The sequence below is a fragment of the Mesorhizobium sp. LjNodule214 genome, assembly GCF_964252735.1.
Taxonomy (GTDB): Bacteria; Pseudomonadota; Alphaproteobacteria; order Rhizobiales; family Rhizobiaceae; genus Mesorhizobium.
On record NZ_CAXUPE020000001.1, the window covers coordinates 1,472,373 to 1,487,088 of the forward strand.

The 14,716-nt window shown below is 64.9% G+C and carries 12 protein-coding genes; 6 read left to right on the top strand and 6 right to left on the bottom strand.

What is annotated here, in order from left to right; genetic code table 11:
- Positions 1–65: 65 nt before the first annotated feature.
- From ACSQ3Z_RS07095 to ACSQ3Z_RS07120, 6 genes are all read right to left on the bottom strand, one after another.
- Positions 66–902 (bottom strand): ATP-binding cassette domain-containing protein, encoded by an 837-nt coding sequence (locus tag ACSQ3Z_RS07095; RefSeq protein WP_436170617.1) that lies wholly within the window; start codon positions 900–902, stop codon positions 66–68.
- Positions 895–1,776 carry an ABC transporter ATP-binding protein gene (locus tag ACSQ3Z_RS07100; protein WP_436170618.1) on the bottom strand — a complete coding sequence of 294 codons (882 nt, stop codon included), beginning with the start codon at positions 1,774–1,776 and terminating at the stop codon, positions 895–897. The genes ACSQ3Z_RS07095 and ACSQ3Z_RS07100 overlap by 8 nt, the downstream gene beginning before the upstream one ends.
- Positions 1,773–2,621 (bottom strand): ABC transporter permease, encoded by an 849-nt coding sequence (locus tag ACSQ3Z_RS07105; RefSeq protein WP_436170619.1) that lies wholly within the window; start codon positions 2,619–2,621, stop codon positions 1,773–1,775. The genes ACSQ3Z_RS07100 and ACSQ3Z_RS07105 overlap by 4 nt, the downstream gene beginning before the upstream one ends.
- Entirely contained in the window at positions 2,614–3,621 is a 1,008-nt protein-coding gene (locus tag ACSQ3Z_RS07110) for an ABC transporter permease (RefSeq protein ID WP_436170620.1), read from the bottom strand. The genes ACSQ3Z_RS07105 and ACSQ3Z_RS07110 overlap by 8 nt, the downstream gene beginning before the upstream one ends.
- A gap of 71 nt (positions 3,622–3,692) precedes the next feature.
- Positions 3,693–5,219: an ABC transporter substrate-binding protein gene (locus ACSQ3Z_RS07115; protein ID WP_436170621.1), complete on the bottom strand. Its 1,527-nt coding sequence runs from the start codon at positions 5,217–5,219 to the stop codon at positions 3,693–3,695.
- A 108-nt stretch (positions 5,220–5,327) separates the two neighbouring features.
- Positions 5,328–6,902, bottom strand: coding sequence for a phytoene desaturase family protein (locus ACSQ3Z_RS07120; RefSeq protein WP_436170622.1), 1,575 nt, complete (start codon positions 6,900–6,902; stop codon positions 5,328–5,330).
- Positions 6,903–7,021: 119 nt separating this feature from the next.
- On the opposite strand from ACSQ3Z_RS07120, the gene ACSQ3Z_RS07125 reads away from it, so the two are divergent.
- The 6 genes from ACSQ3Z_RS07125 to ACSQ3Z_RS07150 all read left to right on the top strand — a co-directional run bounded on the left by ACSQ3Z_RS07125 (position 7,022) and on the right by ACSQ3Z_RS07150 (position 14,162).
- A complete protein-coding gene (locus tag ACSQ3Z_RS07125; RefSeq protein WP_436170623.1) occupies positions 7,022–7,813 on the top strand; it encodes a cyclase family protein in 792 nt (263 codons plus the stop codon).
- A gap of 161 nt (positions 7,814–7,974) precedes the next feature.
- Positions 7,975–9,546, top strand: a complete 1,572-nt coding sequence (locus ACSQ3Z_RS07130; protein WP_436170624.1) for a phytoene desaturase family protein — start codon at positions 7,975–7,977, stop codon at positions 9,544–9,546.
- Entirely contained in the window at positions 9,546–10,028 is a 483-nt protein-coding gene (locus tag ACSQ3Z_RS07135) for a MarR family winged helix-turn-helix transcriptional regulator (protein ID WP_436170625.1), read from the top strand. Before ACSQ3Z_RS07130 ends, ACSQ3Z_RS07135 begins: the two co-directional genes overlap by 1 nt.
- A gap of 44 nt (positions 10,029–10,072) precedes the next feature.
- Entirely contained in the window at positions 10,073–12,226 is a 2,154-nt protein-coding gene (locus ACSQ3Z_RS07140) for a thiamine pyrophosphate-dependent enzyme (RefSeq protein ID WP_436170626.1), read from the top strand.
- Positions 12,219–13,811, top strand: a complete 1,593-nt coding sequence (locus ACSQ3Z_RS07145) for an indolepyruvate oxidoreductase subunit beta family protein (RefSeq protein ID WP_436170627.1) — start codon at positions 12,219–12,221, stop codon at positions 13,809–13,811. Before ACSQ3Z_RS07140 ends, ACSQ3Z_RS07145 begins: the two co-directional genes overlap by 8 nt.
- A gap of 84 nt (positions 13,812–13,895) precedes the next feature.
- Positions 13,896–14,162 carry a GCG_CRPN prefix-to-repeats domain-containing protein gene (locus ACSQ3Z_RS07150; RefSeq protein WP_436170628.1) on the top strand — a complete coding sequence of 89 codons (267 nt, stop codon included), beginning with the start codon at positions 13,896–13,898 and terminating at the stop codon, positions 14,160–14,162.
- The last annotated feature ends 554 nt before the right edge of the window (positions 14,163–14,716 follow it).

The following is a 14,716-nucleotide window of genomic DNA, read 5'->3' on the forward strand; positions in this document are numbered from 1 at the left end:
TTATTTCAAGCTTAAAGTTTTATATCGAAACGATTCCCCGCTCTGTGTGTGGCATGCGAATGAGTTCACGTCGTTGCCATTGTCGTGGCAAGCGTACCCAGCCAGGCCGGGTCGATTTCGGGCAGTGGGATGGCTGATATCAGGTCGCGTGTGTAGGCGTCCTTGGGACTGTCGAAAAGGGCGTCGGTGGCGCTCGCTTCGACAATCCTGCCTTCGCGCATGACGATGACCTGCTGGCACAGTCGCCGGATCACCGACAGATCATGGCTGATGAAGGCGACCGTCAGGCCCATCTCCGCTGCAAGCTTTTCCAGCAGCGTCAGGATCTGCGCCTGCGTCGAGACGTCGAGGCCGGAGACGATCTCGTCGGCGAGCACGAATTTCGGCGACAGCGCCAAGGCGCGGGCGATGCCGACGCGCTGGCGCTGGCCGCCTGACAATTGGTGGCGGTAGCGGCCGGCGAAATTCTGCGGCAGGCCGACGCGCTGCAGCGCCTCCGCGACACGACCCTTCAGATTGTCGCCAAGGCCGTTCTGCCTGAGTGGCGCAGCGATGATGCTGAAGATGGTGCGGCGCGGATTGAGCGACGACATCGGATCCTGGAAGATCATCTGCAGATTGCGGCGCAGCGGCCTGAGCTCCGCTTCCGAAAGATGGCCGATGTCGCGGCCATCGAAGCTGATCGAGCCGGCGCTGGGCTCTAGCAGCCGCACCAGGGTGCGGCCGAGCGTCGATTTGCCCGAGCCGGATTCGCCGACGATGCCGGTCACCGATCCCTTGGGCAGGTCGAAATCCAGCCCTTTCAGGATATCGGCCAGCGGCGCCCGGCCGATCAGCGGCTTGCGGGTCATGTCGGGCAGCGCGACCTTCAGCCCGCGCACGGAGATGAGCGGCTCAACCATGGCGCGGCCTCCAGGCCTGGTCGGCAGCAGCGATCTCCGCCGCCAGCCCGGCCAGCACCGCCTCATCGACCGGTTTCAGCGAGGCGAGCGGGTCGGTGTAGCGTGGCGTGGCTTGCATCAGCGCCCGCGTATAGGGGTGCTGCGGCGCGGCGAAGAGAGCAGCCGTGTCGGCCTCCTCCACCACCTTGCCGGCATAGAGCACCGACACCTTCTGGCTGATCTTGGCGACGACGCCGAGATCGTGGGTGACGAACAGGATCGCCGTGCCGTGGTCGCGCTGCAATTGCGCGATCAGGCGCAGGATCTGCTTCTGCACGGTCACGTCCAGCGCCGTCGTCGGCTCGTCGGCGACGATCAGCCTTGGCTCGGCGGCAAAAGCGGCGGCGATCAGCACGCGTTGGCGCATGCCGCCGGAAAGCTCGTGCGGATAGCTTTTCAGCACACGTTCCGGGTCGCGGATCTGCACCTCGTCCAGCAACTGGCGGATACGCTGATCGGCCCTCTCGCCGCTCCAGCCGAGGATGCGCACCAGCCGGTCGGTCATTTGCGGGCCGATGCGGCGCGACGGGTTGAGCGCGGTCAGCGGGTCCTGCGGGATCAGCGCCGTGCGGGCGCCGATCAGCGTGCGTCTTGCCTTCGGCTGAAGTTGGCCGAGGTCTTCGCCTTCCAGCAGCATGTCGCCTTCGACGACGCGCACGCTGGATGGCAGCACGCCGAGCACAGCCTTGCCGATCATCGTCTTGCCGGCGCCGCTCTCACCAACCAGCGCGCGCACCTCGCCCGGCTGGACGGAGAGCGACACCGAGCGCAGCACGCGCTGGCCGTTCGGCAGCACGGCGCTCAACGAGCGGATGTCGAGGCAAGCGGCGCTCATCTCAGCACCGGATCGAAACGGGCCTTCAGCGCCTCGCCGAACTGGCTGAACGACAGCACGGTCAGGATCAGCGTGATCAGCGGGAACACCAGCACCCACCACGCCTGGTGGATCGACAGCCGGCCCTCGGCGATGATGCCGCCCCAGGTCGGATCGTCGGTCGAGATCGACAAATTGACGAAGGACAGGATCGCCTCGACGATGACGGCGATGCCCATTTCCAGCGACAGCAGCGCAACGATCGACGGCACCACATTGGGCAGCACTTCGCGCAGCATGATGCCGAGGCGGCCATAGCCGGCGATGCGGGCGTTCTCGACATAATCCATGCGCGACTGGCCCATCGCCTCGGCGCGGATCACCCGGCAGAAGCGCGTCCAGTCGATGACGGCGATAGCTATGATGACCGAGCTCAGGCCGGTGCCCAGCACCGCCACCAGCAGGATGGCGAACAGCACCGGCGGGAAGGCCATCCAGATGTCGACGATGCGCGAGATGATACGGTCGGCCCAGCCGCCGAAATAGCCGGCGATCAGCCCGAGCGCCGAGCCGACCAAGCAAGCAGCAATGGCGGCGGCGAAGGCGACGATGAAGGCGATGCGGCCGCCGAAGATGAGCCGCGACAGGAGATCGCGCCCAAGGCTGTCGGTGCCGAGCCAGTAGCCGGGTTCCGCACCGTCAAGCCAGAACGGCGGCAGCCGCTCCAGCATCAAATCCTGCGCCAGCGGGTCCTGCGGCGCGATCAGCGGTGCCAGGATCGCCGCCAGCAGCGCCAGCAGCAGCCAGCCGCCGGCAAGCCACAGCCTTGGTCCCACTCCGCGCCTGGCGATGCGCGCCTCATCCATCGCGCAGCCTCGGATTGAGCAGCGCATACATCATGTCGACGGCAAGGTTGATGAGCACGAACAGCAGCGCGAAGACCAGCACGATGCCCTGGATCAGCGGCAGGTCGCGGTTGATGACGGCATCGATCGCCATGTTGCCGAGGCCTTCATAGGAAAACAGCCGCTCGACGATGACCGTGCCGCCAATCAGGAAGGTGAACTGCACGCCGACCAGCGTCAATGTCGGCAGTGCTGCGTTCTTCAACGCCTCGCGCAGGATGACCTGCGTTTCCGAAAATCCCTTTACCCGCGCGAGCACGACATAATCGAGGTCGAGCACCTCCTTCAGCGACTGTTTCAAAAGCTGCGCGATGATCGCTGCCAGCGGCAGCGCCAACGCCACGGCCGGCATCAGCATGTGTTTGAGGAGATCCCAGGTGAGGTCGAAGCGCAGCCGCAGAATACTCTCGACGAGATAGAATTGCGTGACGAAGGGCAGGTCGAGCTGCGGCGACACCCGGCCGGATATGTCGAACACCGGGATCAGCACGCCGAACAGCAGGATCAGCACCAGCCCCCACAGGAAGTCGGGAATGGAAAGTGCCGTCCCACTGGCGATGTCGATGCCGGCCTCGACCGCCGTGCCGCGCTCGCGCGCGCCGAGGATCGCAGCCGTGCCGCCGATCGCCACTGCCATCAGGAGCGCCACGGTGGCGAGCTCCAGCGTCGCCGGCAGCCGGTTGAACACCAGCCCCAGCACGTCCTGGCGCAGCGAGATCGAGGTGCCGAAATCGCCGCGCACGACGCCGGCGAGCCAGATGAAGAATTGCTGCACGATGGTCTTGTCGAGCCCATAGAGCGCGCGCAACCGGGCGATGTCGGCGTCGGTCGCACCGGGCGGCAGCATCATCGCTATCGGGTCGCCGGGCGCGACGCGGATGACGACAAAGACGACGACGGCGACGCCGAACAGCGTGATCGCCATCGTCAGAAGACGGATCAGGAATCTTTGCAGAAGCATGGTCGCCTGTACGTCTGGCGAAAAAGGGCGCGCCACCTCTCGCGGTGGCGCGCATGCAGTCTATGCCGCTATCAGGCCGGGGTCATCAGCGCCGGCAGCAGCGCGCCGGACACATGCTGCACGACATTGACGCCCTTGGCATGCACGATCGGTTGCGCATACTGGATCAGCGGCAACACATAGGCCTGCTCGGCGATGTATTTGTCGACCGCCTTCCAGCCGGCGATGCGCTTGGCCTCGTCCTTCTCGCCCCACAGCGGATTGATCATGTCGATCAGGTCCTGGCTGTCCCACACCGAATGCGGGCTCGGGCCATACATGGCAAAACCGGTCGACGTCGTCGGGTCGCCGATGGCGTTGCCCCAATTGTAGAAGGCTGCCGGCGCCAGCTTGTCGGCGGCACGCAGTTCGTAATGCTTGGCGATCTCGTAGACCTCGATCGTCGCTTCGATGCCGACCTTGCGCCACATGCCGACGATCGCCTGGATCATCTCGTAGTCCTTGGGCTTGAAGCCCTTGGTCGTCTGTATCGTGAACTTGACCGGCTTTTCCGGCGAATAGCCGGAAGCGGCCAGCAATTCCTTGGCTTTCTCCGGATTGTGCTCGACCTTGATCGAGGCATCGAAGGCCGTGTATTCCGGCGTCTCCAGCGTAGCGATCGACTGGCCATAGCCGCGCAGAAGCCGCTTGACCAGAAGCTCCTTGTCCACCGCCATGACGGCGGCCTGGCGGACATTCTTGTCCAGCATCGCCTCGATGTCGTTGAAGAAGATCATGCCGATGTCGGACACGTTCTTGCACGAGCCGGCGAGTCCGTCCTTGGCGATCAGCCGGTCATACTCTTCATAGGGAATTTCGAGCGTCACCTGCGAAGAGCCGGACTCGATTTCGGCAACGCGGCTCGCCGCATCGGTGACGAACTTGATCGTCACGTTCTCGAAGGCTGGCTTATCGCCCCAGTAGTTCGGATTGGCCTTGAGCCGCAGGAAGGCGTTGCGCTCGAATTTGTCGACCATATAGGGGCCGGTGCCGATCGGCGCCTTCTCAAACCCTTCAGCGCCGACCTTCTCGTAATAGGCCTTCGGCATGATGTAGCCGGTCAGGAACGACATCCATTTGAAATACACCGGGTCGAACTGCACGACATCGCCGGTGATCTTGTTGCCGTCGATCTTGAAGTTGCTGACGTTCTTCCAGACGAACTGGATCGGGTTGCCGGTCTTTTCGTCGCCCGCCCGCTGCAGCGACCAGACCACGTCCTCGGCCGAGAACGGCGAGCCGTCATGCCATTTCACGCCGTCGCGCACCGTCATCATGATCTTGGTGCGGTCTTCGTTCCAGCCCCATTCGGTGAGCAGGCCCGGCGCGAAGGACAGATCCGGCTTCTGCGGGATGAACTGGTCGAACACCGACTGGTAGAGGCCCTGGATGGTCGGGTTGACGGCCGAAGGTCCGGTCGTCGGGTCCCAGGACGGCAGGTTGACGTTGTAGGCGATGGTCAGTTCACCGGCCGCCCTGGCGATCTTCGCCAGGCCGAGTGCGGTCGCGCCGATCGCTGCCGCGCTGTATCCGAGCAAGTCTCGTCTGTTGATGGTCATGGTCGTTCCCCTGTTGGTTTTGTCTGCGCGGCGTCGTTGTCGTTCGCTGGGTTCAGGCTCCTTGGGCAATCGCGCCTTGCCCTCCTTCGCCCTGGAAATTCTTGGATCCTACCTCCCGCCAAGTTGTTCAGCGAGCATGAAGCCCGAGGCCGCGCCGGTGCCGGCGCCCGGCCATGTCGCGGCACCAGTCAGGTGCAGATTGGCGACCGGCGTGTTCCAGCCGGCATAGCCGCGCGCCGGGCGGAACAAAAAATTCTGCGCCAGATGGTGGCTGCCACAGATCTGGTCGCCGCCGACGAGATTGGGATTCTCTCGCTCGAGGTCGAGCGGCGAGAACACGGCGCGGCCGAGGATCTTTTGGCGCAGGCCGGGTGCGTAGCTTTCGATGATGTCGAGCACGCGCTCGGCATAAGCGTCCTTCACCCTGGCCCAGTGGTCGGGCGCGATCTGCCCTGCCGCATCGCCTGCTATCTCGGCCGGCAGCATCCGCACCTGAACCCACAGAACATGCTTGCCCTCGGGCGCCCGCGACGGATCGACCGCCGTCGGCTGGCCGACGACCAGCACCGGCTCGTCCGGCAGCATGCCCGCCATCGCCTGCTGATAGGTGCGCGACATGGCGTCGAGTGACTGCGAAAGATGCACATAGGCGAATTGCCGAAGCTCGGCCCCGGCGCGCCAGTCAGGCAGGTCGTCGAGTGCCAGATGGATCATCATCGTGCCCGGCGCATGGCGGAACTTTTTCATCGCCGTATCGAAGCCTGTGTCGCCGGAGCCATCGGGTAAAAGCTTGCCGGTAAGCGCTTTCGGCGCCACCCCGGCGATGACCGCCTTGCTGGCGATATGAAAATCCCCTGAAGCGAGCCGTACGCCGGTCGCACGGCCACCGGCGACCGTGATCTCCGCCACCTCGGCTCCGGTGGCGATCTTGCCGCCGGCCGCTGTGACCATGCCGGCGAGCGCACGGATCATCGTGTCGGCGCCACCTTTGCCGAGCACCATACCGAAGCTCTGGTTGGCCATCGATTCCAGATAGGGGAACACGGCTCCCCCGGCGATATCGGGCGCGAAGTCGAGATGCATGCCCCACGCAGCGAGTGCGGTCCGGACATGCGGGGATTCGAAAGTCTCCTCGAGCCACGCGCGGGGCGAGGAAAGCAGCAGCCGCCCAGTGTCGAGCGCGCCGGAAAAACCCTTCTTGCGCCACAGGTTCCAGGCCGTGCCGGCAAGGGCACGTGCGCTCATCGGCGAGCCCAGCAGGCGGAACAGGTGCTCGGCCTCCCCGAGGAAAGCCGCAACCAGCTTGCGCCATGTGGCCGCATCGGCGGCGGAGAAGGCGGCGATGCGGGCGGCGGTCTTTTCCAGATCGCTGCTGACGCCGAACCAGCGTCCGTCCGGGAAGGCGCTGGCGAAACAATCACCGACCGGGGCGAATTCCAGCCCATGGGTTTTCAATTCATTTGCATATTTCCGGTGAAAGGCCGAGCCGGCGAACAGGCTCAGATTCATCGCGCCGAAATCGTGGCGGAAGCCGGGAAGGGTGTATTCATGGGTCTGGACGGCGCCGCCGATTGCTGCGCTGCGTTCAAAAACGGCCGTTTTCCAACCCTTGAGCGCCAGATGCGCGGCGCATGCCAGACTGTTGTGGCCTGCCCCGACAAAGATGGCGTCGAACTCGCTCACGCCCCAAACCCATTTCCTTTATGCTTAAAGATAATTGCAGATGCATATGTTTTCGTCTAGTAGGATATTAAGGGCCGAGACGAGCCTCGATCATCATCGACAAAGAGGGAACTGAGACCATGGACACGCAGAAACTCCTCGGCGAAGTCGCCGGCCAGTTGCTTTCAGGCGGCATCAAGGTGGTCGACCTGTCGGCGCCGCTCGGACCCGACACGCCGCTGATCAAGCTGCCGCCGGAGCTTGCCGTCGACACGCCGAAGGTCGAGATCCACTCGATCTCCCGCTATGACAAGAACGGTCCGTGGTGGGCCTGGAACTGGCTGAAGCTCGGCGAGCATTCGGGCACGCATTTCGACGCGCCGCAGCACTGGATTACCGGCAAGGATTATCCGGACGGCGCCACCGACACCATTCCGGCCCAAAATTTCGTCGGCCCGGTCAATGTCATCGACTGCTCGAAGGAAGCCGCCGCCGACCACGATTTCCTGCTCACCGTCGACCACATCAAGGCATGGGAAGCCAAGCACGGCGCCATCAATGCCGGCGAGTGGGTGGTGATGCGCACCGACTGGTACAAGCGCAACGGCTCGGAAGCCGAATTCCTCAACGCCAACGAGACCGGCCCGCACACGCCGGGCCCGACCGCCGAAGCCATCCAGTTCCTGATCAGCAAGGACATCAAGGGCTGGGGCAGCGAGACGATCGGCACCGACGCCGGCAAGGCCGGCGGCATGGAGCCGCCATTCCCGGCGCACACGTTGATGCACAAGGCCAACCGCTACGGCCTTGCCAGCCTCTGCAACCTCGACCAGCTGCCGCCGAAAGGGGCGATCCTGATCGCCGCCCCGCTCAAGATCGAGCACGGCACCGGCAGCCCGATCCGCGCGCTGGCGCTGGTGTCAGGGAAATAGGGGCGAGGAGGCGGTCTTCGGGAGAAGATCATGGCGAAGGTGGCGGTGACGGCCGATCTCCCCCCGTGTGGGGGAGATGTCCGGCAGGACAGAGGGGGGCGCGAAGGAACGCTACCCCGCGCACTTGAACCCCACCTGCTGCCGGCGGGGAGCAATCGACAATGAACGCGCCCGATCACATCATCGTCGGCAGCGGCATCAATGCCCTGGTTTGCGCGGCGATGCTCGGCGCCAAGGGCGCCAAGGTGCTCGTGCTCGAGCGCAACGACCGCATCGGCGGCTGCATGCGCACCGAGGAGATCACCGCACCCGGCTTCGTCCATGACGTGATGGCGACGACTTTCGTCCTGTTCATCACCTCGCCGGCCTTTGCCTCACTGGGCAAGGATCTGGCACGGCATGGGCTGGAATTCTGCCACACCGCCACGCCCACCGGCGTGCTCAGGCCAGACGGCAGCCATGCCGTGCTCAGCACCGACCGCGCCGCCAACGTCGCGGCGCTCAACAAGATTGCGTCCGGCGCCGGCGACCGTCATGGCAGCGACGTCGGTGGCATCGAGCGCAATGCCGGCCTGTTGTTCGGCCTGCTCGGCGGCAGCCTGTGGTCCTATCCGACGGCCAAGATGCTGGCTGGCGACGCCTGGCGGCGCGGGCCGCGCGGTCTTGCCGCCTTTCTCGGCGAGGCGCTGGTGCCGGCGCGCAGCTGGCTGGAAAGCACCTATCAATCCGAAACCATCCGTGCGCTCTGGGCACCCTGGGTACTGCATGCCGGCCTTGGTCCGGAAGATGCGTTTTCCGGTCAGATCGCCAAGGTCATCGCCTTCGCGCTGGAGGCCGCCGGCGCGCCGATCGTCAAGGGCGGCGCAAGGAATCTGCTTGCCGCTTTCGAGGCGCTGATCATCGAGCGCGGCGGCGTCATCTCCACCGAATCGGACGTTGCTTCCATCATCCTGGATGGAGGCCGCGCCACCGGCGTGCGGCTGGCCTCGGGCGAAACGGTCCACGCGAAGAAGAGCATCATCTGCTCGGTCACGCCGACGCAGCTCTACGGCCGCCTGCTCGGCAAGGATGCGCCGGAGGCCGCTACTGAAGCCGTGCGGAACTATCGCTATGGCAAGGGCAACTTCCAGATCCACTATGCCCTGGACAAGCCGCCCGCGTGGCGCGGCGAGGGTCTCGACAAGGTCGCGCTCCTGCACCTGACGCCGGGGCTCGATGGCGTCTCCAAAGCCTGCAACGAGGCGATGCGCGGTCTGCTGCCGGAGGTGCCGACCATCTGCGTTGGCCAGCCGCATGCGCTCGACCCGTCGCGCTGTCCGGACGGCAAGGCGATCCTGTGGCTGCAGCTGCCCGAGGCGCCCAGGCATATCAAGGGCGATGCCGCCGGCAAGCTGCAGGCTCCCGCCGACGGCCAGTGGACCGCTGAGCTGCGCGAAGCCTATGCCGATCGCGCCGAGGCCATCCTTGCCAACCATATCGACGGGTTCAGGGAGAGCGTCATCGCGCGCCGCGCCTATTCGCCGGCCGACCTCGAAGCCATGAACATCAACCTGGTCGGCGGCGATCCCTATGGCGGCTCCTCGACCATCGACCAGTCGTTCCTGTGGCGGCCGTTCAAGGCCAGCCGCAACCACGACACCGGCATCAAAAACCTCTACCACATCGGCGCCTCGACCCATCCCGGCGCCGGCCTGGGCGGCGGCTCCGGCTACCTGCTGGCGGGGAGGCTGTGATGGAACAGAAGGTTCCTGAAAAACGCCAGCGCATCTCGACCCTGGGCGAGATCGGCCTGCAGCAGTTCGCGCCCTATCTGATGAACCGCATCATGGGCCGCTACAATGCCACCTTGCGCGACGATTTCCGCAAGCAGGGCCTGACCATTCCGCAGGTGCGCACGCTGGCCGTGCTGTCGGTCGCCGACGGCGTCACCGTCAACGACCTCTCGGTTTACACCGTCATCGAGCAGTCGACCTTGAGCCGGACGCTCGACACACTGGAGGGACAGAGCCTGGTGCGGCGCGAGCAGGGTGTCACCGACAGCCGCTTCCGCCATGTGTTCATGACCGACGAGGGCCGCGCTCTGTTCGCGCGCGCCTGGCCGGCCATGCATGACGCCTTCGAGGCGATGTTCGACGGCGTCGACGACGCCGAATATGTCGCGCTTATCGCCACGCTTTTGAAGATGCTGAAGAACATCCGCAAGCACGACATCTAGACCTACGCGCCGCCAGCGCCGGGCGGCAACGGAAGGAGTCAAAAATGGCCGAACGATCTTTTGCCAAGGAAGTCGAAAAGCTGAGGCTCGGCGCCGGCGAGGAGTTTGCCGGCGAGGGCATCCTCGCCATCACCAAGGCGTTGCTGCAATGCGGCGTTGGCTATGTCGGCGGCTACCAGGGCGCGCCGATCAGCCATCTGATGGACGTGCTGGCCGACGCGCAGGACATTCTGGGCGAGCTCGGCGTGCATTTCGAGGCGAGCGCCTCGGAGGCCACCGCCACCGCCATGCTGGCGGCATCGGTGCATTATCCGATCCGCGGTGCCGCCACTTTCAAGTCGACGGTCGGCACCAATGTCGCCTCGGATGCACTGGCCAACCTGGCATCCGGCGGCGTCACCGGCGGTGCGCTGATCATCGTCGGCGAGGACTATGGCGAGGGCTCCTCGATCATGCAGGAGCGCAGCCATGCGTTTGCCATGAAGAGCCAGGTCTGGCTGCTCGACCCGCGCCCCAATTTGCCGTCGATCGTCAAGGCGGTCGAGGACGGCTTCGAACTGTCGGAGGCCTCCAACACGCCGGTCATGCTGCTGGTGCGCATCCGCTGCTGCCATGTACATGGCCATTTCATAGCCAAGGACAACAAGCGGCCGCCAATGTCGGTGGCGGATGCGCTGGAGGCGCCGCGCCGCGACACCGGCCGCATCGTGCTGCCGCCCGCCTCCTTCCTGCACGAGAAGGAAAAGATCGCCAAGCGATGGCCGGCGGCGGTCGATTTTATCCGCAGGAACAAGATCAACGAGATCTTTGGATCGGACCACGGCTCGGTCGGCATCGTCATGCAGGGCGGCATGTACAATGCGGTCATCCGCGCCCTGCAGCGGCTCGGCCTTGCCGACACCTATGGCGACACCGACGTGCCGCTCTATGTTCTGAATGCCGTCTATCCGCTGGTCGACGACGAGTTCCTGTCCTTCTGCGAGGGCAAGCAGGCCGTGCTGGTCGTCGAGGAAGGCCAGCCCAACTACATCGAGCAGGCTTTTGCGGCGATGCTGCACAAGGCCGGACGCGGCACCAGGCTGGTCGGCAAGGAGCATCTGCCGATGGCCGGCGAATACACCGGCCAGGTCATGCTCGACGGCATCGGCTCCTTCCTGCGCGCCGAGGCGCCGCATCTGCTGCCTGGCGAAGTGCGCGCACCGAACAAATCAGGCGAAGGCGTCGACACCGCCGATCTGATCAATGTCGTTCCAGGACGACCGCCCGGTTTCTGCATCGGCTGCCCGGAGCGGCCGATCTTCGCCGCGACAAAACTGGTCGAGCAGGAACTCGGCAAGCACCACATCGCCTCCGACATAGGCTGCCATCTGTTCTCGATCATGCCGCCCTTCGAGCTCGGCGCCACCACCATGGGCTATGGCCTCGGGCCCGCCTCGGCCTCGGCCTTCAACTCGCCCGACGCCAAGCGCCGCTCGATCTCCTTCGTTGGCGATGGCGGCTTCTGGCACAACGGTCTGACCTCCTCGATCGGCAATGCGGTGTTCAACAAGAACGATGGCGTCATCGTCATCGTCGACAATTTTTACTCCGCCGCCACCGGCGGCCAGGACATCCTCTCGTCCCGCGCCGGCAACAAGACGAAATCGACCAAGCATCCGATCACCGAGGCGGTGAAGGGCATGGGTGTCAAATGGCTGCGCCACATCGACCGCACCTATGACGTCGGCAAGATGCAGGCCACGCTGCGCGAGGCGCTGACGACCGAGGAGAAGGGGCCGAAGGTCATCGTCGCTTCGTCCGAATGCATGCTGAACCGCCAGCGCCGCGAAAAGCCGCTGGTCGACAAGGCGATCAAGGGCGGCGAGCGTGTGGTGAAACCGAAATTCGGCGTTGACGAGGACATCTGCACCGGCGACCACGCCTGCATGCGGCTCTCCGGCTGCCCGTCGCTATCGGTGAAGTCGCTCGACGATCCGCTGCGCGACGATCCGGTGGCACATATCGACCAGAGCTGCGTCGGCTGCGGCAATTGCGGCGAGGTGGCCGATGCGGCGGTGCTTTGCCCGTCCTTCTACCGCGCCGATGTCGTGCACAATCCGAGCCGCTGGGATCGCTTCCTCGAAAGTTCGCGCCGGGCCGTGATCGGCCTTATGCAGCGGCGTCGCGAAAGCCGTCGTTTGATGTTCGCCGATGCTTGACCACAATGCCCCATTGCGCCCGAAGGCGGGCGCCACAGAAGACGAGCGCGTCATCAAGCTCGCGGTGCTGGCCGTCGGCGGCCAAGGCGGGGGCGTGCTGGCCGACTGGATCACCGACGTCGCCGAGCGCAACGGCTACGTCGCCCAGTCGACCTCGGTCGCCGGCGTCGCCCAGCGCACCGGCGCCACAATCTACTATGTCGAGATGGCCCGCGACACCGGCCGCCTGCCGGTCTTCGCGCTGTCGCCCGCGCAGGGCGACGTCGACATACTGATCGCCGCCGAGCTGATGGAGGCCGGACGGGCCATCATCAGGGGCTTCGTCACGCCCGAGCGCACGACGCTGATCACCTCCTCGCACCGCATCGCCGCCGTCTCGGAAAAGGTCGAGCCCGGCGACGGCCGCGCCTCGTCGACGAAGGTGCACGCGACGGCGGAGGTGGCAGCAAAACGCTTCATCGCCTTCGACATGGAAAAGATCGCTGCCGACAACGGCACGATGATTTCGGCCAGCCTGCTCGGCGCGCTGGCTGGTTCTGGCGCGCTGCCGTTCACGCGCGAAAGCTACGAGCAGGCGATCGGTGCCGGCGGGCGTGGCGTCAAGGCCAGCCTCGCCGCCTTCGGCGCCGCCTATGACCGCGCGCGCGGCATCGTCGAGGCTGCCTCTTCGGGCGAAACGGCGCCGATGCCGGCGGCACCCGAAACCGGTTCCGGCGTGGCGGCGAAGGTGAGCGGGCCGGAAAGCCTGCTGCAGGGCTGGCAGCAACTGGCCGCCCGCATCGATGCTTTGCCGGCGCCTGTTCGCGACATGGCGCTACGCGGCCTGAAAAAAGTCGTCGACTATCAGGACATCGCCTATGGCAGCGAGTATCTTGACCGTCTCGACCGGGCGGTCGCGCTGGACGATGCCGGCCGTTCCTGTGCGCTGTCGGTCGCCGCCGCCAAGCATCTGGCCAATGCCATGTGCTACGACGACATGATCCGCGTCGCCGATCTCAAGACCCGCTCGACCCGCGACAGGCGGGTGCGCAACGAGGTCGGCGTCAGGGATGGAACCGTCCTGCAGGTGACCGAATATTTCCATCCGCGCATCGAGGAGTTCTGCGGCACGCTGCCGGCGGGGCTGGGCAGCTACATCGAGAGCCGGCCGAAGCTTGCCGCCTTCCTCGACCGCCGCATCAATCGCGGCCGCCACATCCGCACCGACAGCTTTGCCGGCTTTGCAGCACTCTGGTTCATCGGCGGCCTGCGCCGCTGGCGCCGCAGCCTGCTGCGCCACAAGGTGGAGGTCGCGCATCTGGAACGCTGGTTCGAATTGGCGCTCGACCATGTTCGCGCAGACTACGCGCTGGCGGTCGAAATCCTCAACTGCCGCCGGCTGATCAAGGGCTACAGCGACACCCACGCCCGCGCCCAGTCGAAGTTCGACCGTGTGCTCTCGGCGCTTGATCTGGTCAAGGGCCGCTCCGACGCCTCCGACTGGATCCGCCGCCTGCGCGAAGCGGCACTGAAGGACGAGAAGGGCGACATGCTCGACGGCGCGCTGAAGACCGTGGCGACGCTGGACCAGAGCCCCGACCGCTAACGAATTTGTGATTGTCTCGTTCACCCGGCATTCAGCCGCCCAGGTGCTGTTTCATCGCGGGGGTGACCCATGGAGACCACAGTCATGCTCACCAAACACATCCTGCCTCTCGCATTGGCGGCTGGCACTTCGATGCTGTCCGCCGCCGGCTCGCAGGCCATGCCAATGGCAAAGCCCACCGCCGCCCCGCTCCCCATCGAAACTGTCGGCTGGCGATGCGGTCCCCGTTGGCACATGAATCGCTGGGGCAATTGCGTGCCCAACCGGTATGTAAGGATCCGGCCCATCCGCCATTGGCATCCCGGCCTCTGGTATCACCACCGCTGGCACCCGGGCTATTGGAGCTTTTGACAGCTGACCGAATGCGGCGCCCGCGTCGGAAACGGCGCGGGCGTCTTTGCCGTCAGGCAGACCGGGATTGCAGGCTGAAGCAAGTGGTGCCGCTTAGGTGACTCGAACACCTGACCCCATCATCTACAAAACTGTACTCACCGTTGCACAACCCCTTGCAAATCAGGCATTTGGAGCCCGCGAATCGACCGAGAGAGGGCTTTGGGACATGAAACGAGACACAACGACCCATCGTCGAGCTTCGACCATGATGCGTGCCTCGCGCGCACGCGTGAGTGTCCGGAATGTTCGGAATGCCCAACCCGTTCCCTGGCGGAACGGGCGACATTCAGGCCGGCTGGGCATCGTCGTGACCTGACCCGTAGGTGACATTCGACGACGTTATGGGGAACGTCCGCTTTTTGAACCTAAGACTGCATCTAAACCGTTAGCGGTGCGGTCCGCCATCAAGTGGAACGGATAAGGCAGCGGGAACTCAAACGGCGGTTTCGGGCCGCTGAAGCTATTCTGGACAACGCAGTAACAAGAGGATCATTATAAGGGCGCTTCGGCAC